We start from the raw sequence: 22,745 nt of genomic DNA, 5'->3' as shown, positions 1-22,745 counted from the left end.
ATGAAAAAACGCATCATAAACGCACCCACGCCGGACATCGTGGCAATGATAAAACGCAGGATGCCCGGGGAATTTCGTTCACGGCTTGATCTTATCCGTATCGATGCGATTGGCATGATTATGTTACCGGTGCCGGATCTTTATTTCTATGCAGATGCCGCCAGTAAAAGTGCCAATGTGGTGGTCTCGGAAATATTCGGCAGTTGCCCGCAACATATTACAACACTGGCCATATTCGGTGAAGTCGCCGCCGTGAATGAAGCCATGCGAATAATAGAAGACGACAACAACAATACGGCTTTCTGATTATACGCTGATAAAAACGATTACTGCCGCAAGGTTTAATAATTAATTTCGGGAGTTATTCTATGTTAGAGAAAGGCTTTTCTAATCCGACCGAACGTGTTGTAAGACTCAAAAATATGATCCTGCATGCTAAACCCTATGTAGAATCTGAGCGCGCCGTATTAGCGACGGAGGCTTATAAAGAAAATGAACAACTGCCTGCCATTATGCGCCGGGCACGCGTGGTCGAAAAAATATTTAATGAACTGCCGGTCACTATTCGCCCTGACGAACTGATTGTCGGTGCGGTGACCATTAATCCTCGCTCTACCGAAATATGCCCTGAATTCTCTTATGACTGGGTGGAAAAAGAATTTAATACTATGCAGCACCGGGTCGCCGATCCGTTTATTATTCCGGAAAAAACGGCTGACGAACTTCACGAAGCTTTTAAATACTGGCCGGGTAAAACCACCAGTTCGCTGGCCGCATCTTATATGTCGGAAGGCACCAAAGAAAGCATGGCCAGCGGCGTATTTACCGTAGGTAACTATTTCTACGGCGGCGTCGGACATGTGAGTGTAGATTACGGGAAAATACTGAAAATCGGTTTTCGCGGCATTATTAATCGGGTGACCTGCGAACTGGAAAATCTGGATCGTTCAGAACCGGGATATATTAAAAAAGAACAATTCTATAACGCGGTAATAATCAGTTATCAGGCAGCTATCACTTTTGCGCACCGTTACGCGCAGGAAGCCACGCGTCTGGCACAGCTGGAAAGCAATCCGGCACGTAAACGCGAACTGGAACAGATTGCGCAAAACTGTAGCCGTGTACCGGAAAACGGTGCCACTACGTTCTGGGAAGCGTGCCAGACCTTCTGGTTCCTGCAAAGCATGTTGCAGATTGAATCCAGCGGGCATTCTATATCGCCGGGGCGTTTTGACCAGTATATGTACCCATATCTGGCTGCCGATACCTCCATTTCGAAAGAGTTTGCCCAGGAACTGGTGGATTGTTGCTGGATAAAGCTCAACGATATCAACAAGACCCGCGACGAAATTTCTGCCCAGGCGTTTGCCGGATACGCCGTGTTCCAGAACCTATGCGTCGGCGGTCAGACTGAAGACGGCCGTGATGCCACCAACCCGCTGACTTACATGTGCATGGAAGCGACGGCGCATGTGCGTCTGCCACAACCGTCGTTCTCTATTCGCGTCTGGCAGGGTACGCCGGATGAATTCCTGTTCCGCGCCTGTGAACTGGTACGCATGGGGCTGGGCGTTCCGGCGATGTACAACGATGAAGTGATTATCCCGGCGCTGCAAAACCGTGGTGTCTCCCTGCACGATGCCCGTGATTATTGCATCATTGGCTGCGTGGAGCCGCAGTCGCCGCACCGCACCGAAGGCTGGCACGATGCGGCATTCTTCAATGTGGCAAAAGTGTTGGAAATCACGCTTAACAATGGCCGCGCTGGCAACAAACAGTTAGGGCCGGTGACCGGCGAAATGACCGGATACACCAGCATTGATGATTTCTTTACCGCCTTCAAAAAACAGATGGTGCATTTCGTGCATCAGCTGGTGGAAGCCTGTAACAGTGTAGATATCGCCCATGGCGAGCGTTGCCCGTTGCCGTTCCTTTCCGCGCTGGTCGATGACTGTATCGGTCGCGGTAAGTCGTTACAGGAAGGCGGCGCGATCTACAACTTTACCGGCCCGCAGGCCTTTGGTATCGCTGACACCGGGGACTCCGTTTATGCCCTCCGGAAACAAGTCTTTGAAGACCGCAAACTGACACTGACTGAACTGAAAAGCGCACTCGACGCTAACTTTGGTCATACAGTCGGCTGCGCACCTCACGCGGCAGACGGTAAGTCATCGCTGGGAGAACAGGAAATTCATGAGATGGTGAAACGTATCATCGAACAGCATGGTTCACTGGATCCAACGGCGATCAAAAATGAAGTTTACCGTCAGCTTGCCAGCGGCACTTCCGCAGCTCCGGCAGGGAGCAACTCACGTTTCGAAGAGATCCGACACATTCTTGAAAATAGCCCATGCTTCGGGAACGACATCGATGAAGTGGATCTCGTGGCACGTGAATGTGCGCTGATTTACTGCCAGGAAGTCGAGAAATATACCAACCCGCGCGGCGGTCAGTTTCAGGCCGGTATCTATCCGGTTTCTGCTAACGTCTTGTTCGGCAAAGACGTGGCAGCACTGCCGGACGGACGCATGGCGAAAGAACCATTGGCCGACGGCGTTTCACCGCGTCAGGGTAAAGATACCCAGGGGCCAACCGCAGCAGCTAATTCAGTGGCCAAACTCGATCACTTCATTGCCTCTAACGGCACGCTTTACAACCAGAAATTCCTGCCGTCGTCACTGGCCGGAGAGCAGGGTTTGCGCCATTTCAGCGGGCTGGTACGTAACTACTTTGATAAGAAAGGGATGCACGTCCAGTTCAATGTCATCGACCGCAAAACCCTGATCGAAGCGCAGAACAATCCGCAGCAACATCAGGATCTGGTGGTACGCGTCGCCGGTTACAGTGCGCAGTTTGTGGTGCTGGCGAAAGAAGTGCAGGACGACATTATCAGCCGCACAGAACAGCAATTCTGATTAGCTACCTTCACGGGCTATGTACAACACATGGCCCGTTTTTTAAATAACCTGTGGCGCTGATGGTGGGTAAAGTTATGAATAAAGTCGATTACGAAACGGAAGGCGTATTATTTAATATTCAGCGCTATTCTCTGCATGACGGACCGGGTATCCGCACCATTCCTTTTTTTAAAGGCTGTCCGCTGGCCTGCAAATGGTGCAGTAATCCGGAATCACAACATCCGCAACCGGAATTATTATTTAAAAAGAGTGATTGTATTCGTTGCGGTAAATGTCTTGAAGTCTGCCGGCAACAGGCATTATCCGTTAATAACACTTCTTTTATAGATCGTGAACGGTGTATTGATTGTGGTAAATGCACCCAGGTCTGCCCGACTCAGGCACTGGAAATGAAAGGTAAACGCATGACGGTGGCGGAAGTGATGCGGGAATTGCAGAAAGAAGAAAATTTGTACCGGCGTTCAGGTGGCGGGATCACGCTCTCCGGCGGAGAACCCCTGGCGCAGCCTGCGTTTGCCCGGGAATTGCTGAAAGCCTGTAAGGAGAAGGGCTGGCACACGGCGATGGAAACGACCGGCTTCGCCACAACCGAGGTAATTGCTGACGTTTTCCCTTATGTCGATCTGGCGCTGACTGACATCAAGGCGATCAACCCGGCAGTGCATCAGGCCAATACCGGGATGGATAACCGCCAGATCCTGGAAAATCTGTTACGTATTTCTTTCATGACAAAAACCATAGTGCGTATACCTGTGATCCCGGGGGTGAATGATAATACGGAAGAAATACGTCATATCGTGAAATTTGCGCGACTGATGTCCCATGTCGATACCTTGCATTTATTGCCGTATCACGCTTTTGGCGAAAATAAATATAGTCTGCTTGGGCGTATTTATCCGATGGGGGACGTGGAAAGTATTACTGGATCCAAAATGGAATTATTAAAAAAAGAAGTGGAGTCGTCCGGTTTTCATTGCCATATCGGCGGCTGAGTTTCCGGCCAGGATATTCAGCTTTTCAAAAATATAATCAAAATAAGGTCGTTGTATGCATGATTCAGTGAAGACGCCATGTATTGCGGAATTTCTCGGTACCGGCTTATTTTTGTTTTTCGGCATCAGTTGTCTGGCAGCAGTGAAAGTGGCGGGGGCCAGTTTCGGTTTGTGGGAAATCTGTATTGTGTGGGGACTGGGGATTTCACTGGCCGTCTATCTCACGGCGGGCATTTCCGGCGCACACCTTAATCCGGCGATCACGATAGCCTTGTGGCTGTTTGCCCGTTTTCCCGCGCGTAAAGTAATACCCTATATTATAGCGCAGGTGGCTGGCGCTTTCGGTGGTGCGCTGCTGGCGTACATGTTCTATCACAACTTGTTTGTTAATTTTGAAACCGCCAATCATATGGTGCGCGGCAGCGTGGAAAGCCTGCAACTGGCCAGTATATTCAGTACCTATCCGTCTGCGGCGATAAGCGTGTGGCAGGCGGCGTTTATTGAAATGGTTATCACCTCAATTCTGATGGGGCTGATTATGGCGCTGACCGACGACGGTAACGGTGTGCCGCGTGGTCCGCTGGGGCCGTTGCTGATCGGCATTTTGGTCGCCGTTCTTGGCGCATCAACCGGCCCGCTGACCGGTTTTGCCATGAACCCGGCGCGTGATTTTGGCCCTAAATTGTTCAGCTTCTTCGCGGGCTGGGGCAACATCGGCATGACCGGTGGTCGCGACATTCCCTATTTCCTGATCCCGATTATTGCCCCGGTGATCGGTGCCTGCCTGGGCGCTGCGGTATATCGCCTGTGTATCGGTAAAAACCTGCCGGGAAACGCACCGGTGGCGGATGTCGCCAAATCTTAGGCTTTTCTAACCCAACCAATAAAAACGGCGGTACAGTGGCATCGCCGTTTTTTATGTGCAGGTAACGCTTATTTTCTACGGTTGCCGCGACGGGATTTTTGGCTTTTGTTCACGATGACCGGCGCTTCCTCTTCCTTCTTCACTTCTTCCTGAAAATCCATGCATGAGTACGGAGCTGGCGTTGCTTCCACATTAACCACGGGTATGCTTTGCGGATCTTTCTGCGTTGTGAATGTAGATTTAGCGGGCGTCATACCGGTGGTTTCTGTGGAATAAATCATGCTTTCAAGATATTGCGCCGTGCGGGCAATCACCTTGTGCGCAAAGACGGTGCCGACTTTGCTGGCTGCCATCACTCCCGCCGCGATGGCCGCGTTGACTGCGCCGACTTCGCCTGCCAGTTTGACGGTAACCAGACCGCCGCCCTGAGTGAGTTCATAACCGACCAGCGTGACGTGCGCGGATTTCATCGCGGCATCCGCGGCTTCCACCGCAGCGGCCAGACCGACAGTTTCAATTAATCCCAAACTTTGTCCGGGCATAGATCGCTCCTGTTACCAGATTCATAGTGAAGTGCGTCGTGCACTCTTTCAGGTGTTCCCGCGTAGTGTCTGTGTTTTTCGGTTTTTTCCAGGGGAAAATGTTGCGATAAACATGGCCGTCGCAGACGGCCTGACGGTAACGCGGGTCGAGGATCCTGCAACAGATGCGCTCTGAAGTTGTGTCACGTTGTTCAACAGCTCACCTATGGTAGAGGCGGCCGGTGAAAGCGACGTACACTATCTTGCGGACAGGGGGGATTTTTTTGCCCTCACGCTGAGTGCGCGTACAGAATTAACCGGTCTGCGCATTAAGCAGGTACAGGCGCGACGATTTTACGAAAATCAGACGGGGCCATACCGGTTTCCTTTTTGAATATCCGGCAGAAATAGTTGGCATCCTGCCAGGAAAGCTCCAGCGCAATGGTATTGATCCTCAGGTCACTGCACTGAAGCAGCGATTTGGCAACGTTTATCTTGCGGCCGGCGATGTAGTTTGAGAAACCGGCGCCGGTCATTTTCTTAAACGCCCGGCTCAGATAACAGGAACTGACAAAGGATCGTGCGGCAATGTCGTCGAGCGTCAGGTTATCAAGAATGTTTTTTTCGATGTGGAATTTTGCGCGATCGATAAAGCTCATCGAGCCAGTGAAGTGCTTAAGTGCATGGTCGAAAACCGTTTCCCCGATGCTCAGCAGCCGGGACATGATGCGGTAGTAGGTGCTGGCGGAAATACCGGACTGGCTGATTTCCTGGATTAGCGCCGTCACTGTCTTTGCCGCTGGCTGGCCTTTCTCCCCCCATGATATGAGGTGCTGATGCATTAATTCGAGCACATCTGTCAGTATTTTGCGCTGGCTTATAGCGGATGGCGTGGCAGCGCAGGTGTTATCCAGTGCGTCAAACAGGAAGTTATGCCACTGAGGATAATCGCAGCGTTCGATCATCGTACCGACGGTTTGTTTCAGCGCCCGCGACGCCACAATATCCACATCACTGACGTCGAGGGTTTTACGGATGGCATCGGTCAGGGTGCTTTTCTTCACCGGCTTCAGCAAATAATCATCCACTTTCAGGTTGAGCATGCTGCGCACAAGATCAAAATCATCGTTGGCCGTGGTGACAATCACTTTGGTACTGGCGCTTTTGGTCCGCAGATATTCAATCACCTGATTACCATTGGGTAGCGGAATATTAATATCGACCAACATCATGTCGATTTGATCAAGCTTGTCGATCAGCTGGATGGCTTTCTTGCCGGTACTGGCTTCATGTACTATGGAATTACCGACGGACTCAGACACAATCCGCCGCAAAGATTCAGATTCAATGAGTTCATCTTCTACAATCACAATATTGTACATGCTCACGTCTCCGTTTATCAGGCTTGCAGCATGGGGAATTTCAGGGTGATGGTGGTTCCCCTTTGTGGCTGATGGAGGCTGGAAATGCCCAGTCCATAGCTTTCACCAAATAACAGCTGAAGCCGGTTTTTTATATTATTAATACCGATGCCGCCTTTCTGGCGATTTTCATCACCGGATAAAATGTTGGCAATGTCGGCTGGTGAAATACCGTCGCCGTTGTCGGTCACCTGCAGAATGACATCATGCCCGTCGTCATTGGCGCTGATGCGTAGCCAGCTGGGGGTGTCACGCGGTTCGACGACGTAATTGAAAAAATTCTCGACCAGGGGCTGCAATATCAAAAACGGGCAGACGACTTCCGCATACTTTTCAGGAATATCGCACTGATAATCAAAACGGTCATTCATGCGCACTTTCTGAATCGACATATAACTGGTGACATAATTAATTTCATGCCGCAGCGTAATCAGGCCATGATTACTTTTACGCAGCAAATAACGCATCATGTCCGAGAAGTCATGTACCATGTTTTCTGTCCGCTGAGCATTTTCCAGATATGCCAGGCGGCCAATGGTATTTAATACATTAAAGAGAAAGTGCGGGTTAATCTGATATGACAGGGCTTTAAATTCTGCCTCATGCAGTGAACGTTCTGTTTCCACTCTTTTACGTAATTCGTCAGTAAGTTCCAGATCTTTCCTGTGCAGTTCGCGCTGAATATTATTGGTATGCGCCTGTTCCACCAGATAAGAAGAGACGTGCAGTAACGTGGAGGCCGTAGATTCAAAACGATCATATGGCATACGTTTAGCGTCCTGATGTAAATCGATCAGCCATGCATTCTCTTTCCATATTTGGTTGTTATCGAGGATATAAGGAATGGTGCGCTCTTTCTCCTCCTCGACTTTCACCTGACCGGAAATAAATGCCCCGAGATAATGATCGTTTATCATGATCGGCACGGCGAACTCAACAAACCCGCAGTAGCAGCGGTAAACCACCGGTTTTCCGGCCCGCATAGCGGCCCGGCCACCGGCATTATCACTTTCGTAACAATGCGTTGCCAGAGATGGGTTACACCTTGAACGGGCGCAAAAATCTGAAAAACCACTCGCCTGCGTGACCGGCACACCATCCTGATCGACGACGACTAAAGCAATCATCATTGATTTACTGAAATTATCCTGGAGGGTTTGAAGTCTTTTTATATCAAGAAACTCATGCAATTTATATTTGTTATTCATTACGATTACCTGTAGTGGTAATTGAAATCATTCACTATATCAATATACAGGAAATCATCTGCGGGTATTTTGAAACCCGTCACAGCGGAACAAATTTAATTAGCCGGGGATGTTAACTTACATGAGGTTATGTTAATTAATACGGAAGTTAGGGCAGTAAGCGGAGAGAGCAGTACAGGAGTGGCAGGACCTGATTTTTATTGATGCAGTCTCTGAAGGAGGATGATAAAATTACGGGAGGACAATGATATGCAGAGCATAAGGAGATCAAAATGCCATTTTTTCCGCCATTCAAAAAGCAGTTTGAGGAAGGGGATTTGGTTTACGGGATGCATGAGCAAAGGGGGATGTATTCTAATAAATTCGAATTTTTCAAAAATTCGGCTACCCCTAAGAATATTTCAACGATAGACCAATATGCCGCGACAAAGGTTGAACAGACGCTCCAGCATAAATACGAGAGAGTAAAGCCTTTAAAGCAGGCTGACTATTTGCGTACGTTATCCTCTCATTCAAAATATAAAGCAATATGTGAGGCCCAAGGTTTTAATATGAATGGCAGAGCAGTACATCATCACCAGGTTATTGGGAGAAAGTGTAAGGCAGGATTATTTTGGGTTTCTACGTTACAGGATAATACCACGGTTCATTTTATTCTTGATGAAATAGATTTGAATATGGTGGCAGAAAAGTCTCATCCGAGGGATCAGCACGGGAGATCTTTCACGGGCGTGGAGTTAAGATGGATATATCGAAACAGGCATAATCCTCAGGTAATGAAAAAGATCCAGTTCTGGTTAAAAGGTTCTCCGACTGTACCACCCTGGGCGAGTGATAACAGCGGGTTCTGGCAGCAATATATTCCTCGCTCAGAACCAGACTGGTCAGCATCGTTATCGAGATTATTTCATTTAGCGTAGCGGTAGCGTTCCATAATTAATCTGTGTAAAAGGCGGGGAGCGCCAGTGCAATTTAGGGGTTAAAAAGCATTGCGGCTGTTCTACGGGTTGTTCATTCATCAGCCCACTTATCATACTAAAGCAGTGCATGGCCAGTTCACGGCAGTCCTGTGCGACCGTGTCAATTTTCACAGACAGGGAGTCATAAAGATAATGGTCGTCAAAACTGCACAGGTGGATATCACTCTCCAGCAACTGATGCTGGCTCATATATCGCAAAACACCTTCCATCAAGCCACATGACGCAACGAAGAGGGCTTTGGGCGGGCGTCCAAGGCGGGCACAAAGTTGCGCAAACATTTCATAACCGGAGCTGGGATGGTAATTACCATACAGAACCCAATCGGGATTCAGGCTGACACCTGCACGTTGCAGCCCAAGCTGATAACCCGCGAGACGGTCACGGGTCGGTGAAATTCGCGGCTGTCCACCGAGAAAATAAAACTCATCACGCTGGATTTGGGCTATCCGGGAGACCAGCTCTGCTGAAGATTCTATGGCTTCACAGACAACCATAGGGAGCTGAGTGTCCTGCATATGGCGGTCAAATAAGACTACGGGTAATTGCTGACTGATTTTTACGTATTCCGCATCACTGAGCATGCTTGATGCCACAATAAGCCCGTCGACCTGCCGCTGAATAAGGTTATTAACAACCATCGTTTCCTGGCTGGTATTTTCATCCGTACAGGCAATCAGCAACTGCATGCCGTTCTCACGACAAAGCATTTCAAGTTCGTTAGAGCAGGCGGCAAATCCATAGTTGGTCATTTCCGGCACCACCAGCCCAAGCGTGAAGCTGCGGGTGACATTGAGCGAACGGGCGTGAATGCTCGGCTGATAATGATGTTCTGCTGCCACAGCGAGTACCCGATCCCGGGTGAGATCGGAGATACGAAACTTCTTGCTGTGTCCGTTAAGCACCTGGCTGGCAGTCGATTTCGACACGCCAGCCAGTTCGGCTATGCCACTGATAGTGATGCGTTTGGTCTTTTTCACTGCGCCATATTCTGTTATCCGAAAGGGCATTTATTCTATCACGCATTCAGCCAACGACCAGTGGCGCAGCGCAATCTGATGAGAACCCCGTACGGTCAGTTGGGCAGGTAAAGCAGGAAAATAGCGTGAGGACATCACAGCTTCCCCGTCATTAATGAAAATCTCAAGGCTCGACGCATCGCTTAATACCGTCAGCTTGTGCAGTGCGCCGCGCCAGACACGGTGTTCCGGCAAACCAGTACGCCGGTTTTTTCGCGTTAAACGCAGCCATTCTCCGTCGAAGCTGAGCGTCATGTCGCCACCTAAATCCGCACTGAAAGCGTGTTCAGTGATAATTTCCGTCTGGGCTTTTGTCATGTCCAGATGAGGGCAATCGTCGGCAGTTCCCTGCCATGCCTGCTCATCACGACGGAGTTGTTGCAGTTCCCGTGCCGGTTTTTGCATGATTTTACCCGCCACCATCGTCAGTTCGCGCGGGCAGGTCATTGTATGCAGCCAGCCATTTTGTATTGTCGGCTGGAAAAATTCATCACTGTCCGGTATGCCCATCCACCCGATGAGCAGGCGTCGCCCGTCATCCGTTTGCGTAGTTTGCGGCGCATAAAATTCGAACCCCAGATCTAACTCAGTGAATTCGCCGTGCTCAAGGGTCGCATTGTCGTAATCCAGTTGCCCGACAAAATAACCCGACTGGAACGTATTCAGATAACGGTCAGATTCCGCCGCTAAACCTTGCGGACAGCAAATCAGAATGTCGTTATCGCCCAGCCGGAATAAATCCGGGCATTCCCACATGTAGCCGAATTCACCCAGCCCGTGTAAACCTGAACCGGCCATTTCGCCGAGAAGATCCCAGGCTAATAAGTTGTCGGATCGTAACAATAATACTTTGCCCTGAAGGTTAAGATCCTGAGCTCCTAACACCATGTACCAATGGTTTTCATGTCGCCAGACTTTGGGATCCCGGACATGTCCGGTATAACCTGCCGGCAGGGAGAGTACCGGGCCGGTTTTATCAAACTGGCCCTCTGTGTTTTCGCGTGCCAGACATTGAAATGCCGTGCGGCTGCCATCGGGATATTTCACATTACCGGTGTAAATGAGTGTCAGCTGGCCGTTATCGGTCACGGCTGAACCGGAATAGCATCCATGGGTTTCGAATTCTTCTGACGGCACCAGCGCGAGCGGTTCATGCTGCCAGTGAAGCAAATCTGCTGAGCTCCAGTGCCCCCAGAACTTGGCACCGTGCGCGCAGGCCAGCGGATTCCATTGGTAGAATAAATGGAAACGTCCGTTATGCTGGATAAAACCATTCGGGTCATTGAGCAACCCGACCGGCGGCGCGAGATGCCAGCCGGGACGATAAGGATCTGCCGCCGCGTTAACCTGACCCGCCACCACGCTGTGCAGCGCTTTTTTCAGCAATCCGGCTTCCGTCATTTTTCACTCTCCGTGTTGTATTTGAGCAGCAATGACAGCAGGAATGCGCTGCCAAAGGCAATCACCATCCCGATCAGATAGCTGAGAATCGAACTGGATTGCACGATGGCCAGCCCCGGAATACCGGTCAGACCAACCGCTGTCATATTGACATGCATTGCCACCACCCAGGCACCGCCGAGCGCACCGCCTGCCAGCGCCGCGAGGAAAGGTTTCATAAAGCGCAGGTTGATACCAAAAATTGCCGCTTCGGTGATGCCCAGCATCGCGGAGAAGGCCGAAGGCACCGCAATGGCTTTAATTTTCGCATCACGCGTTTTGAAATAGACGGCAAGACAGGCCCCGCCTTGTGCAACGTTGGCCATCGACCAGATAGGCAGCAGGAAATTCACGCCGATATGCGGATTCCCCAGCAAACCCGCTTCAATTGCATGGAAGCTGTGGTGAATACCGGTGATCACGATAACTGAATACAATCCGCCGAACACCAGCCCTGCCACCCAACCGGCATGGGAGATTAATGTGCTGAGAATAAACGAAATACCGTCACCGAGCGCACGACCCGCAGGGCCGATGATCAGGAAAGCGATAAAACCGGAAATGATGACCGTCAGGAACGGTGTCAGGATCAAATCCAGTGCATCGGGGATCACTTTGCGCAGGCGTTTTTCAATGAAGCTCATGAACCAGACGGCCAGTAAAACCGGGAAGACCGTGCCCTGATACCCGATCATCGCAATCTCAATACCAAAGAAATTCATGGTATGGAAACCACTGGCAACACCCCAGGCATTGGTCAGCGCCGGATGTGTCAGAATACCGCCGAGGGTGGCACCGAGGAACGGATTGCCACCAAATTCCCGTGCGGCAGTAAAACCAATCAGGATCGGCAGAATGATAAATGCCGCCGAGCTGAACATATCAAGCATGATAAAAATCGCGCTCTCAGGGTTGGCCCAGCCGTAGGTCTTCACCATACCGAGCAGCCCCATCAGCAGGCCGGACGCGACGATTGCCGGAATAATCGGCACAAAGATATTCGACAGTACGCGCGCAAGTCTCTGGAAGGGATTGAGTTTCCGTGCCGCAATATCGGCGGCTTCGGATTTACTTGATTCGCTGATACCGGCCACTTTAATAAACTCGGCGTACACCTTGTTCACTAACCCTGTACCGAAAATGATCTGAATCTGTCCGGCATTGCTGAAACAGCCTTTTACGCCTTCCACTTTTTCGATAGCACTTTTGTTGATCAGACTGTCATCTGCCAGCACCAGGCGCAGACGTGTGGCACAGTGTGCCGCGCTGGCAATATTGTCCTTCCCACCCAACAGCGGAAGCAGCTCAGTCGCGATTGCATTGATGTTCATAGAATCCCTTAATTTATCATTATCGTTAACGCCCGGTTAGGCCAGGCGCTTTTTTTGAATCAAACCCTGCTGTTTAGAACCAGGTTTCCATCTGGATGCCGAAATTCCACTGTCCGCCCGCTGTAAAGCCATCAGTACCAAAGGAATCGCTGGAGGAGTAACTGTCAAGTTCTTTGCTCCAGTCCATATAGGTGGCGAAGAAGCGTATTTCAGGACGGCTCAGCATGTTGCTGATATCGCCCACCTTGAAAGTCGGTGCAAAGGTTAGTTTGTAGAAACCCCCTTTCACTTTGTTGTAATCGCTGTAACCTTGCGGATCGAGATCCATATACTGATAGCTGCCTTCATACGCCAGCTCGAAATTCTCAGTAATTTGCTGGATCAGCCGGGTATTAAACGTCAGCCATTTATAGTTATCTCCGGAGACATAGCGGTCTTTACTCTGCTGAGCCAGAACAGCCGGTGCGATGCTCCAGTTTTTGCTGATCGGCGTGATACCGTATGTGGCCAGACGAAGCGTACTGGCATCGTCAGTCAGATGTCCGTCAGAGCCCAGTGCTTTCACCTCTGCTCCCAGCCCGTGACCATAAAGTAGTGCTGTTTTGGATGTCCCTTCACGCAGGCCGTAAAAACTGTCGCCGTGGTACGCCAGCAGGGTATGGAAGCCGGTATCCGCCGCATTGGTGACCCCCCTGGTGCCGGTATTTTCGCGATCCTGATTGTTTTTGGCCCGCAGCCCGCTTAGCATCCACTGGAAAGGTCCGGCATAGTTATTGGCCGTAACAATGTAATTCTCGATGCGGGTATCATCGCTATTCTTGTCTTCAAGATCGTCAAAGTTTCTTCCGTAGAGCGAGAAGTTACTTTTCAGGTTCTCCCCCCATTTAACGTCGTAAATCCCGCCGCCTGTGCCTGCCAGGAAGATGATGTCGGAATCAAGCCAGTGAATGTCGAAATTATCGCGGTCAAAGCGCTTACCCGCCCAGAGGGTGGAATCTTTCCAGGGGCCGCTGAACGTGGGTAAAGAACCGAGTTCAACAAAGGCCTGACGGATATTTAATTCACTGGTGGCTGCGGTCCAGTCGTTGTAGCTGCGCTGACCATCAGCCAGCATGACTTTGTAACGGGAGGTCGCGCCGCTGGCCATCGTCTGGTTATGCTCCAGATTCAGCTCGACGTAGGTATTATTTTCATTGCCCAGACGTCCTACCGCACCGCCAGTTTGCCCGGCAGGCGTAACATAAGGACCACTTTCTGTTGAGGTCCCCGAATCATTCATGATCACGCCTGAACGTGCATATCCCGTAAATTTGAACCCGCTGTTATCACTGCTGTTTTTATTGTTGTCAGCGACTAACGTTTCAGTACGTTTAGCCACCTCTGCTGTTTTTTGCCCGGTCGTCTCAACATCCTTCGCCACGAGCCGTGTCTGTTGTTCATTACTGGTTGTGCGCGCTTCCAGTGTTTTGACCTGCTGTTCAGCTTCAGTGGCACGTTTCTCTGCTTTGGCGGCGCGGTTTTCGGCGACTTGTAGTCTTTTTTCTAACGCGGCAAAGCGGGCTTCAATGGCACTGGCTGAAATATCGGCGCCCTGGGCGGTGCATGACAAAATTAATCCAATTGCAACAGCAAGATAGCGGGGTTTCATCATCATTTTTATCACTCAGAAGAGGTTTAATTATTATGGGGAAAACTGTTTAGCTAAATTGCTAAACTGGTTTTCCTGAGCACAATAAGCATTCGCATGGTATGCAGGCAATGAATTTTTAAGGTCTTGTCGTGGGATTGTGATCTTGCTGGCAAAATATTCTCTAAGCCTGAAATTTCATTTGCACTTGAATAGCTAAACCGGTTCTTCTATTTTATCACCAGACGATTTATCAGGATTTAAAAAAGGAATGAAGATGACTAACCGGGTTTGGGTATTGGGCGATGCCGTGGTGGATCTGATCGCTGAAGAAGATGGCCGCTTATTAAAATGTCCGGGCGGGGCACCGGCGAATGTTGCCGTCGGGATCCGCCGCCTCGGAGGTGACAGCGCATTTATCGGACGTGTGGGTGACGATCCGTTCGGAAAGTTTCTGCGAAAAACACTCAGTGATGAGGGGGTGAATATTGATTGTATGTACCTTGATGCTCATCACCGAACCTCCACCGTCGTCGTGGAAAACGATGCTGACGGAGAGCGAACCTTCACATTTATGGTACGTCCGGGCGCTGATCTCTTTCTGCAGCCCAACGACATCCCGGCTTTCAAGCCCGGGGATTTTTTACATTTATGCTCGATAGCGTTATCTGCGGAACCTTCGCGTTCTACCGCCTTTCTGGCTATGGCAAAAATGAAAGCAGCAGGGGGGTATATTTGTTTTGACCCCAATATCCGGCATGACTTGTGGTCTGATGAAGGCCTGTTGCGTGACAATCTTGCCCGCGCCTTGTCGCTGGCTGATGTGATTAAAATCTCAGAGGATGAGCTGGAATTTCTGACGGGTGAAGCGTTGTTATCAGAAGGGGTACTGCGCCTGTGCGACGTGTATAAACCCGAACTGCTGTTGGTCACGCAGGGGAAACAAGGGGTTTCGGTCTACCGGAAATATAATGCGGGTCTGAAACACTACCCCGCGCCCGAAGTGAAGGCTGTGGATACCACCGGCGCCGGAGATGCATTTGTTGCCGGATTGCTGGCCGGACTGGCGCAACACTGGCCGCTGAGGTCGGACAATGTCTGGCAATCTATTATCCGGCAGGCACTGGCATGCGGGTCACTGGCCACCACTGCCAGAGGCGCAATGACCGCATTACCCGATAGCGATACCTTAAAGGCATTTTCGTCTTAAACCGGGTCCGCGCCCGATGAATTTACGCGGACTGCAACTGTTCTTCCGGCGAAAAGAATGTAAGTAATGCGTAATCCAATGTCATGTTTTACGAAAATCAAAAGTTAGCCGCTGAACCTCGCCTATATCTCACAGTCTGTTAGCGAGGTTATTTCTTCTGCTAGCAAAATCTTTTGTTAACAGGAATTTTTGTGAGTTGAAAAACGGCGAGCACGGATCACATGACAATGAAAAAATTACTCTTAGCGTCGCTGCTGTTCAGCAGTGTCCCGGTTTTTGCTGCCGGCGGGTTTGTCGTAAAAGACATTCACGTCGAAGGATTGCAGCGGGTCACTGTGGGTGCGGCGTTGCTGAGCATTCCTGTGCGCGTGGGAGATACGGTATCCGATGACGATATCAGCCAGACGATCCGTGCATTGTTTGCGACCGGCAATTTTGACGATGTGAAGGTGCTTGAAGATGGCAACACGCTGATTGTCCAGGTGAAAGAACGGCCAACGATTGCCAGCATTACGTTCTCAGGCAACAAAGCCATAAAGGACGAGATGTTGCAGCAGAACCTGGAAGCCTCAGGGATCCGCGTCGGGGAAGCGCTGGACCGCACCACCATTTCGTCGATTGAAAAGGGGCTGGAGGATTTTTATTACAGCGTCGGCAAATACAGCGCGAGTGTTAAAGCGGTGGTGACGCCGTTGCCGCGTAACCGCGTGGACGTGAAACTGGTCTTTACCGAAGGTGTGTCGGCAAAAATTCAACAAATCAATATTGTGGGCAATAAAGCTTTTACCAGTGACGATTTAATCGCCCATTTCCAGCTGCGCGATGAGGTGCCGTGGTGGAATGTGATTGGCGATAAAAAATATGAAAAACAAAAATTGTCAGGTGATTTAGAAACACTTCGCAGTTTTTATCTCGACCGCGGTTATGCCCGTTTTAATATTGATTCCACCCAGGTCAGTTTAACGCCGGATAAAAAAGGAATTTATATTACCGTCAATATTACCGAGGGTGCGAAATATACCGTGTCCGGCGTGGTGGTGACCGGTGATATGGCCGGACATTCTTCCGAAATTGAAACACTTGCCACTATTCCTGCCGGTGAGTGGTATAACGGCGCGAAAGTCACCACAGTGGAAAGTGATATCAAAAATTTGCTGGGCCGCTACGGCTATGCCTATCCGCATGTCACGACGCAAAGCGACATTAATGAAACGGATAAAACCGTGAAACTGCGTATCAGCGTGGATGCCGGCAACCGTTATTCGGTGCGACGCATTCGTTTTGAAGGTAATGACACCTCGAAAGATGAAGTGTTGCGGCGTGAAATGCGCCAGATGGAGGGCGCGTGGCTGGGCAATGATCTGGTGCAAAAGGGCAAAGACAGGCTGAACCGTACCGGCTATTTCGAGTCGGTCGATGTGGATACGCAGCCGGTACCGGGTTCACAAGATCAGGTTGATGTGGTTTACAAAGTCAAAGAACGCAATACCGGTACATTCAACGTGGGTGTGGGTTACGGCACTGACAGTGGCATCAGTTATCAGCTCGGTGTGACGCAGGATAACTGGCTGGGCAGCGGTAATACGGTCAGCTTCAGCGGTACACGTAACTCTTATCAGACTTATGTCGAAGTCTCGGCGACTAACCCGTATTACACCGTTGATGGTATCAGCCTCGGCGGTAAAGTGTTCTACAACCATTACGACGCAGAAGATAACGATCTGGCGGCGTATAACCTGCAAAGTTACGGCACGGGCGTGAATCTCGGTCTGCCGGTCAGCGAAAATAATACGCTGAATCTGGGGCTGGATTACGTTCACAGTACGCTGAGTGATATGGAGCCGCAGGTAGCGGTCTGGCGCTATCTCAATGCCAGCGGCGTACAGCCGGGGCTGGTGACGACGTCTACCAGCAGTGATGCACAACTGAGCACCAATGACTTCTTCGCCAGCGCCGGCTGGGCGTATAACGATCTTAACCGCGGCTTCTTCCCGTCATCCGGCACGCGCGCCAGTCTGGTAGCAAAAGTTACCACGCCGGGCTCGGACGACAGCTATTACAAAATCACCTTCGATGCCAACCATTACATCCCGCTGAGCGACAAATCGGACTGGGTATTAATGGGCCGCGCCAAAGCCGGTTATGCGGCAGGCATTGGCAGCAACGAAGTGCCGTTCTACGACAACTTCTACGCGGGCGGCTCCAGCTCGGTTCGCGGTTTCTCCTCCAACACCATCGGGCCGAAAGCGGCGTATTACAAATGCAGCAGCGCTGACAACTCGTATTCCACCTGTCCGGTGACCAAATCGACTGATGCGGTGGGCGGTAATGCGATGGCGATTGCCAGCGCGGAACTGTATGTGCCGACGCCGTTCATCAGCGAGAAATACGCCAGTTCGGTCCGTACATCACTATTTGTCGACTCCGGCACGGTGTGGGATACAAAATGGAAAAATACCTCAGCGACCGAAGCCGCGGGTATTCCGGATTACAGTGACCCGACACATATTCGTGTTTCCAGTGGTATAGCGCTGCAATGGCAATCCCCGCTTGGCCCGCTGGTATTCTCTTATGCGCAGCCGCTGGTGAAATATGAAGGGGACAGCGCTGAGCAATTCCAGTTTAATATCGGTAAGACGTGGTGATAATAAATCCGTCTTACAAAGTTATTACTTTTTACAGACGCAATGAGAATAGAAAATAAATCATATTCAATTATAATGCCGGCATGATGTTTATTGAGCAACCCTTAGGGTAAAACATCATGCCATTATAATATTGTTGGAGTTCTTCCTTTTAAGGGCTGCCCCTGTGCGGCCCTTCTTTTTATGGGTTTATCACATCAGAAATAAGCGATTATTCTGCTTTGTGGTAATTTCCCTGCGCGTCGGCACTTTCAAAAATCATTGAAACGGAGTTTACACAATGGCGCAGATTCTTCTCGGTCAAATATTCTCCCTCAAAGACATGCCCCAGATGTGCCTTACAGTTCGCACAAACAATTTCTGTTCTGCGGCCATCGGCATCCGGCACACGTTCTACCGCACCCGGAATTTCATCGTCGAAAGCTGGCCAGCCGCAATGGGATTCGAATTTGTGTTCTGAGGAATACAGCGGCGCAGAACATCTTTTACAGACGTAACGGCCCGGTGAAAAGTGGTCGTTATACTCACCGGTATTCGGGCGCTCTGTCCCTTTGTTTTCGATGACAAAACGTTCAAAATCATTCAGTTCTCTGTTCATTATCATTGCTCCTGGCAGGTGACATTGCAACTTTATAGTGTAGCTCTATATTGGGGCGATATATCAAGCTGCAAGTGCCTTCATGCCAAACCGTGTTGTTTGACGCCGCTACGCAGCGTCTGCCACGGGGTGATACGGTTTTTAAAATCGGTCTGCTGCACAGGGTGATCAGATCAGCCTGCGCCGACTACAGAGAACGCGGCTCAGCCAGTACCGGCAGATAATACAGATGGCGTCAGCGCTGCTTCAGAGAACCTGATAATCAGAATGGGATCCTGGCAGGGGATCCCCTCCTGCCGCAGAATAAGGCATTTTTACTTCATCTCTTCTTCCATGACTTTACTGACTTTTTGCAGGGTGGATGCGACATCCTTAACACCAGCGGCTTCCTGGTTCTTCACCCAGTTGGCCTGGATGTCCTGATAGCCAGTCACTTCCTGCCAGTACGTGACTTCACTGTGTTGCAGAACGCGGACATTTGCACCGTCTTTACGCAGGGCATCCAGTTGCGGTTCAACGCTGTGATCCATCATCGAACCGGCAACTTTATAAGCGGTATTAGCGGCGCGGGTGATGGCGTCCTTATCTTCCTGCGCCAGTCCGTTCCAGACTTTATGGTTCATCACCAGAAGGTAAAGATGACCCAACCACAGTTCTTTCGAGACTATAACCTCCGGTGCCATCTTCTGGATTTTCAGATCATAACCGCTGTCAATGTTGACCAAAATGCCGTCGAGTTTACCGGTCTTAAATGCATTTACCGTTTGTTCGCCCCACGGTGTGGTCACTGGGGTCGCGCCCGCATTACGCAGGAAGTTCTGATGCCAAAAACTGGCTGAACGCCAAGCGGTGCCTTTGATATTCTGCAGTTTCTCCAGCGGATGTGTGCTGAAAAAGGCCACCGGATAACCTGTTGAGAGAAAAATATCTACCACACCATTCTTTGCCAGTTCAGCGGGGAAGGCTGGGATTTCGGCGTATACGCGGCGGAAGAACGCTATCTGTTTATCGCCGGATGGCCCTGTCGGAAAACTTTTGAAAAGCTGATGCAGTGGTAACTCTTTGGCGGTATATTCCGGCACCACAATGCCAATATCTGCATTGTTTCCTTCGCGCACAGTGCGCAATGCATCGTAGCCGGTAGAGAGTTCGCCACCCCAGTGCTCTTCAATTTTCAGGCGCCCATGGGATTCTTTTTCAATCGCCGGAAATAATACATCTTTGATAAAGCGGGTGCGCATTGCGCCCAGCGGTTCGTGATCGGTGTATCGCAAGGTCGTGGCAGAAACAACCGCCGGTAACAAGAGTAAAGCGAGGGCAAGTGCCAGAGGTTTTCTGATTAAGTCCATGTAATCTCACATTTCGGTTGGGTAAAACCAGAGTTTATCTGCTGAACCCCAATGTGGACGTGCGTGAAAACAGGTTATTTGCGTAAAATTAAAAAAGCGTCATGTTTGCACATGACGCTCTTGATTTTGCCCGGTTGAGTATTATCGGTTAGAAATCGACGTTCACACCCAGCTGGAAGCTGCGCCCCGGCATCACGGCCAGCGCTTTATTGTATTCATCCTGATTAGTGGTTTCGGTCAGCGTACGGCTGCTCAGGTAATCCCAGTATTTGCGATCGGTGATGTTGTAAACACCGCCGCTGAGCTTGACGTTCTTCGCGACTTTCCAGTAGGCCGTTGCATCCACCATACCGTAACCCGGCACATTCATGTATTCGGTGGTGGAGCCGGTGATTGGCGTACCGGCATTGGTATAGCTCTGTCGGCTGGTCGCTTCGGCTTTTTTGCCTTTCACGAAGGTTGCCGTCAGGGCGGTTCCGTAGACGCCGGATGGCGCATCCCATGCCACGCCTGCCACAAATTTCATTGGCGGTACGCTGTCGAGATCCACGTATTTGTCACCGTCGTAGCTGGATTTCGATTCACCCTTGGCATAACCCAGTGCGAAGGTGGTGCTCAGGCCATCAACGCGGCTAAACCAGGTGCCGTAGTTAATTTTGGTACTCAGATCGCCACCGTAGATAAACGCTTCATCGCGGTTTTCTGCCTGATAAATTGTATAGATATTGGATGGCACGTTGGTGAACATACCCGGGCTGCCCGCGCGGGTGTAACGGGTATTAGCAATGAAGTTTTTGTAGGTGTTATAGAAGAGGGAAGTCCTGAAGGTCACGCCTTCCGTGGCTTCACCTTTCATACCCCATTCAAAGTTATTGCTGGTTTCGGTTTTCAGGTTAGTGTTACCGATCAGTGCATACTGACCACGTCCTGCATAGTTAGAACCGAGGTTCCAGGAACCGTAAAGCTGGCTGGCATCCGGGAACTGCGCGCCGCGCTGGTACTGCAGATAAGTCATCAGTTTAGGGGTGATGTCATAGGTGAAGGCCAGCGATGGCAGAGCCTGCGTATCGGAGTTGGCTTTACCGTACAGGGTGGAAACCTGATCTTCAGAAACGATGCTGTTAGACAAGTCTGACAGATTTTGTGCCTTGGTATTCTGATATGCGACACGCACCGCAGGCACTACAGAGAAGTTATGGCCGCCGAGGTCAAACTTAACGGTGTCTTGCAGGAAGCCGCCGAGGATATACGTCCGGCTGTTGGCTTCCGGTTGCATGATGGTCGTGAAAGCACTTTGGTCCGGGCTTTCGCGGAACGGACGTTCGGTGTTGGACACGCGACCGTTGATACCGGCACTTAACTCATGGCGACCCAGCGTTTTCAGCCAGCTGGTTTCTGCGCCGTAGGTGTTTACGTCGTAGTTCGAGTAGACATTCATCATCTGCTTGCTTTCGTTTGGCAGATAAGTGTTGTCGTGCGCCTGAGTATATTGGTAATAGACTTTCGAGACGATGGCATCCACGTAATCGTTGAACGGCGTCCATTCGTCTTTCAGGCTTGCACCCCAGCGGCGGGTGTTACTTTGCTGCTGTGCGGTGCCAAGAATCGCGCTGCCCGCGTTGTTCCAGGTATCGTAATGGGTGTGGTTTACTTTTTCGTAGTAATCAAGGGTGCCGGTGACTTTATGGGCGTCATTAGGCTGCCAGATTACCGACGTCATGATGGCGTCAGAGTGCCAGTTGGCCGGATACGCATCCAGCGTTCCGCTGTTGTTGCTGGTTTCCTGACCGTCGCGGCGGCTGATGGCGATCAGGCCACGCAGGGTTTCGTCACCGGCGGCAGCGGTGATGCCGTTGTGCCAGGAACGGTCTGAGGAATCATAATCAGACTGGTAACCGAAATAAGTTTCCTTGCCCGGACGCAGGTAATCGTCGGCAGATTTTGGCAGGAAAGAAACGGCACCACCGATGGAGGTGTTGGCACGGTCGGCTGATGTGGCACCGGATTCAATATCCACCTGACCATAAATATACGGGTCAATGTAATCACGGCCAATACCAAAGGTATTCAGCCCCGCACGACTGACGTAGCTGCGCCCGGTGGCGCTTGGCTGCGGAATACCGTCGACATCAATGCCTACGCGGTTGCTTTCCAGGCCGCGAATGTTATAGCCGGTATAACCGCTACGGTCAAAACCGCTTTTGCCGTTGCCGGAGCCGCCACTCGCGCCGGTCGCGGTGATCAGCGGCTCATAACGCATAATAGTCCCGAAATCATTACCGCCTTTGCGCTGCATTTCGGCTGCTGTGAGGGTGGTTTTCGAACCCGGTTTTTTATCCGGCATCGTTTCGGTGACCGTCATGACTTCTTCATTGTTCTGCGCCAGATCCTGAGCTGTACGCACCGCCGGTTTTTTTTTGATGGCTTCAGAAGATTGCGTATTGTTTGCGGTGAGATCGGTATTGTCTTTCACGGCTTCCGCTGCATTTACATGAAATGTGGTGGTGAGAATCGTCCCCATGAAAATGACGTTTTTCACTAAACCCTGCTGTGTAAAGGATGTGAACATTTGTTTTTGTCCTGCACTAATTTTTAGAGTTCTGCTCGCATTTACTGCCTTTCG

Annotated in this window: 16 protein-coding genes and 1 pseudogene; 7 read left to right on the top strand and 10 right to left on the bottom strand. The window is 50.6% G+C overall.

Annotated features, from left to right (window positions below; translation table 11 throughout):
• The 4 genes from ETV65_RS15575 to pduF all read left to right on the top strand — a co-directional run bounded on the left by ETV65_RS15575 (position 1) and on the right by pduF (position 4,775).
• Positions 1–306, top strand: coding sequence for a BMC domain-containing protein (locus ETV65_RS15575; protein WP_129953714.1), 306 nt, complete (start codon positions 1–3; stop codon positions 304–306).
• Positions 307–368: 62 nt separating this feature from the next.
• A complete protein-coding gene (grpM, locus tag ETV65_RS15570; RefSeq protein ID WP_129953713.1) occupies positions 369–2,915 on the top strand; it encodes a glycyl radical diol dehydratase GrpM in 2,547 nt (848 codons plus the stop codon).
• A gap of 77 nt (positions 2,916–2,992) precedes the next feature.
• Positions 2,993–3,910 carry a glycyl-radical enzyme activating protein gene (locus tag ETV65_RS15565; protein ID WP_129953712.1) on the top strand — a complete coding sequence of 306 codons (918 nt, stop codon included), beginning with the start codon at positions 2,993–2,995 and terminating at the stop codon, positions 3,908–3,910.
• 55 nt (positions 3,911–3,965) lie between these two features.
• Positions 3,966–4,775 (top strand): propanediol diffusion facilitator PduF, encoded by an 810-nt coding sequence (gene pduF, locus ETV65_RS15560; RefSeq protein ID WP_129953711.1) that lies wholly within the window; start codon positions 3,966–3,968, stop codon positions 4,773–4,775.
• Between the two features lie 302 nt (positions 4,776–5,077).
• Here pduF and ETV65_RS25380 read toward each other — a convergent pair.
• From ETV65_RS25380 to ETV65_RS15545, 3 genes and pseudogenes are all read right to left on the bottom strand, one after another.
• Positions 5,078–5,317: pseudogene (locus tag ETV65_RS25380) on the bottom strand (BMC domain-containing protein); the annotation flags it as partial.
• Positions 5,318–5,625: 308 nt separating this feature from the next.
• Complete coding sequence (locus tag ETV65_RS15550; protein WP_129953709.1) at positions 5,626–6,678, bottom strand: response regulator; 1,053 nt, start codon at positions 6,676–6,678, stop codon at positions 5,626–5,628.
• Between the two features lie 17 nt (positions 6,679–6,695).
• A complete protein-coding gene (locus ETV65_RS15545; RefSeq protein ID WP_129953708.1) occupies positions 6,696–7,925 on the bottom strand; it encodes a PocR ligand-binding domain-containing protein in 1,230 nt (409 codons plus the stop codon).
• 272 nt (positions 7,926–8,197) lie between these two features.
• Between ETV65_RS15545 and ETV65_RS15540 the strand changes: the two genes are divergently transcribed.
• A complete protein-coding gene (locus tag ETV65_RS15540) occupies positions 8,198–8,845 on the top strand; it encodes a hypothetical protein (protein WP_129953707.1) in 648 nt (215 codons plus the stop codon).
• Here ETV65_RS15540 and ETV65_RS15535 read toward each other — a convergent pair.
• The 4 genes from ETV65_RS15535 to ETV65_RS15520 form a co-directional block, all read right to left on the bottom strand.
• The gene (locus tag ETV65_RS15535; RefSeq protein ID WP_129953706.1) at positions 8,837–9,883 is read right to left on the bottom strand and encodes a LacI family DNA-binding transcriptional regulator; all 1,047 of its coding nucleotides are present in this window, start codon (positions 9,881–9,883) and stop codon (positions 8,837–8,839) included. The genes ETV65_RS15540 and ETV65_RS15535 overlap by 9 nt on opposite strands.
• A gap of 30 nt (positions 9,884–9,913) precedes the next feature.
• Positions 9,914–11,323: a sucrose-6-phosphate hydrolase gene (locus ETV65_RS15530; protein ID WP_129953705.1), complete on the bottom strand. Its 1,410-nt coding sequence runs from the start codon at positions 11,321–11,323 to the stop codon at positions 9,914–9,916.
• Positions 11,320–12,693, bottom strand: coding sequence for a sucrose-specific PTS transporter subunit IIBC (locus ETV65_RS15525; RefSeq protein WP_129953704.1), 1,374 nt, complete (start codon positions 12,691–12,693; stop codon positions 11,320–11,322). Before ETV65_RS15525 ends, ETV65_RS15530 begins: the two co-directional genes overlap by 4 nt.
• A 73-nt stretch (positions 12,694–12,766) precedes the next feature.
• Positions 12,767–14,347: a carbohydrate porin gene (locus tag ETV65_RS15520; protein ID WP_129953703.1), complete on the bottom strand. Its 1,581-nt coding sequence runs from the start codon at positions 14,345–14,347 to the stop codon at positions 12,767–12,769.
• A 250-nt stretch (positions 14,348–14,597) separates the two neighbouring features.
• Here ETV65_RS15520 and ETV65_RS15515 point away from each other — a divergent pair, with 250 nt between their 5' ends.
• Positions 14,598–15,530 carry an aminoimidazole riboside kinase gene (locus ETV65_RS15515; RefSeq protein ID WP_129953702.1) on the top strand — a complete coding sequence of 311 codons (933 nt, stop codon included), beginning with the start codon at positions 14,598–14,600 and terminating at the stop codon, positions 15,528–15,530.
• A gap of 221 nt (positions 15,531–15,751) precedes the next feature.
• Positions 15,752–18,175 (top strand): outer membrane protein assembly factor BamA, encoded by a 2,424-nt coding sequence (gene bamA / locus ETV65_RS15510; protein WP_129953701.1) that lies wholly within the window; start codon positions 15,752–15,754, stop codon positions 18,173–18,175.
• 211 nt (positions 18,176–18,386) lie between these two features.
• On the opposite strand, the gene ETV65_RS15505 is transcribed toward bamA, so the two are convergent.
• From ETV65_RS15505 to ETV65_RS15495, 3 genes are all read right to left on the bottom strand, one after another.
• The gene (locus ETV65_RS15505; RefSeq protein WP_013578081.1) at positions 18,387–18,773 is read right to left on the bottom strand and encodes a methionine-R-sulfoxide reductase; all 387 of its coding nucleotides are present in this window, start codon (positions 18,771–18,773) and stop codon (positions 18,387–18,389) included.
• A gap of 314 nt (positions 18,774–19,087) precedes the next feature.
• Entirely contained in the window at positions 19,088–20,122 is a 1,035-nt protein-coding gene (gene dctP, locus ETV65_RS15500) for a TRAP transporter substrate-binding protein DctP (protein WP_014341798.1), read from the bottom strand.
• Between the two features lie 148 nt (positions 20,123–20,270).
• Positions 20,271–22,691: a TonB-dependent receptor gene (locus tag ETV65_RS15495; RefSeq protein WP_129953700.1), complete on the bottom strand. Its 2,421-nt coding sequence runs from the start codon at positions 22,689–22,691 to the stop codon at positions 20,271–20,273.
• Positions 22,692–22,745: the final 54 nt, after the last annotated feature.

The organism is Rahnella sp. RFA10(1/100) (assembly GCF_004195115.1).
Lineage (GTDB): Bacteria > Pseudomonadota > Gammaproteobacteria > Enterobacterales > Enterobacteriaceae > Rahnella > Rahnella perminowiae.
This window is presented reverse-complemented; position numbering and strand designations above follow the sequence as displayed.

What these genes read in the sequence shown, in the direction of transcription:
- ETV65_RS15515 (WP_129953702.1), top strand. Translation starts at nt 14,598, where the DNA reads ATGACTAACCGGGTTTGGGTATTGGGCGATGCCGTGGTGGATCTGATC.
- ETV65_RS15495 (WP_129953700.1), bottom strand. Translation starts at nt 22,691, where the DNA reads ATGTTCACATCCTTTACACAGCAGGGTTTAGTGAAAAACGTCATTTTC.
- ETV65_RS15505 (WP_013578081.1), bottom strand. Translation starts at nt 18,773, where the DNA reads ATGAACAGAGAACTGAATGATTTTGAACGTTTTGTCATCGAAAACAAA.
- ETV65_RS15520 (WP_129953703.1), bottom strand. Translation starts at nt 14,347, where the DNA reads ATGATGATGAAACCCCGCTATCTTGCTGTTGCAATTGGATTAATTTTG.
- ETV65_RS15545 (WP_129953708.1), bottom strand. Translation starts at nt 7,925, where the DNA reads ATGAATAACAAATATAAATTGCATGAGTTTCTTGATATAAAAAGACTT.
- ETV65_RS15540 (WP_129953707.1), top strand. Translation starts at nt 8,198, where the DNA reads ATGCCATTTTTTCCGCCATTCAAAAAGCAGTTTGAGGAAGGGGATTTG.
- ETV65_RS15550 (WP_129953709.1), bottom strand. Translation starts at nt 6,678, where the DNA reads ATGTACAATATTGTGATTGTAGAAGATGAACTCATTGAATCTGAATCT.
- ETV65_RS15530 (WP_129953705.1), bottom strand. Translation starts at nt 11,323, where the DNA reads ATGACGGAAGCCGGATTGCTGAAAAAAGCGCTGCACAGCGTGGTGGCG.
- dctP (WP_014341798.1), bottom strand. Translation starts at nt 20,122, where the DNA reads ATGGACTTAATCAGAAAACCTCTGGCACTTGCCCTCGCTTTACTCTTG.
- ETV65_RS15575 (WP_129953714.1), top strand. Translation starts at nt 1, where the DNA reads ATGAAAAAACGCATCATAAACGCACCCACGCCGGACATCGTGGCAATG.
- grpM (WP_129953713.1), top strand. Translation starts at nt 369, where the DNA reads ATGTTAGAGAAAGGCTTTTCTAATCCGACCGAACGTGTTGTAAGACTC.
- ETV65_RS15525 (WP_129953704.1), bottom strand. Translation starts at nt 12,693, where the DNA reads ATGAACATCAATGCAATCGCGACTGAGCTGCTTCCGCTGTTGGGTGGG.
- pduF (WP_129953711.1), top strand. Translation starts at nt 3,966, where the DNA reads ATGCATGATTCAGTGAAGACGCCATGTATTGCGGAATTTCTCGGTACC.
- ETV65_RS15565 (WP_129953712.1), top strand. Translation starts at nt 2,993, where the DNA reads ATGAATAAAGTCGATTACGAAACGGAAGGCGTATTATTTAATATTCAG.
- bamA (WP_129953701.1), top strand. Translation starts at nt 15,752, where the DNA reads ATGACAATGAAAAAATTACTCTTAGCGTCGCTGCTGTTCAGCAGTGTC.